General features: G+C 65.8%; 1 protein-coding gene. It reads left to right on the forward strand.

Features of this window, described 5'->3' with window-relative positions:
• A partial coding sequence (locus ABD323_RS44020) for a hypothetical protein (protein ID WP_344447616.1) occupies window positions 1-233 on the forward strand: 233 nt, incomplete at its 5' end.
• Window positions 234-594 lie beyond the last annotated feature (361 nt).

A 594-nucleotide genomic window follows, 5' to 3' on the forward strand; every position in this document is an offset into this window, starting at 1 on the left:
CGAGGCTGGACCACGCGCACAAGACGGGGACGTTTCCCGCGCCGGACTGGAAGCTGTCCGGCTCCCCGCTGTGGCTGCTGGACACTGCCCTTGAGGGGGCCGCTCGGATGAACGCGGCGCCGAAGGCCAAGCCGCTGGTCATCGACGCAGAGGTGGAGAAGAGCCTGCGTGAGGGCACTTACGCCGGGCCCGGTTCGGTGATCTTGACCAGGGGTGTCGCGAAGAAGAGTTGACCATCCCATGGAGAGAGTATAGAATCTAGGCATGAGGTGAGCGACGGGCTCGCCGATCGAGACTGGGAGGTTTCCATGACAGTGCGACCTTCGCCTCGCTGAGACATCGAGGGCGGCGCCCGCCGGCTCCCCGCGAGGGGGTGTCGGCAAGGGATTCGACTTGTATGGGGAATCTTCGTAGTATCCCCATCACGTCGAGGGGAGAGAGCACGTGCTTGCCGTCACGCAGGACCACCTGCCCGGCCTGGAGGCCGTCCGCCAAGTCGTCCTGCCCGGCCCGCAAGAGCCTCGGCACGGCACGATCCAGGAGCGGTTCGAGCAGTTCCACGACCTCAACCCGTGGGTGCTCACCGAACTGGAG

The organism is Kitasatospora nipponensis (assembly GCF_039528135.1).
Lineage (GTDB): Bacteria > Actinomycetota > Actinomycetes > Streptomycetales > Streptomycetaceae > Kitasatospora > Kitasatospora nipponensis.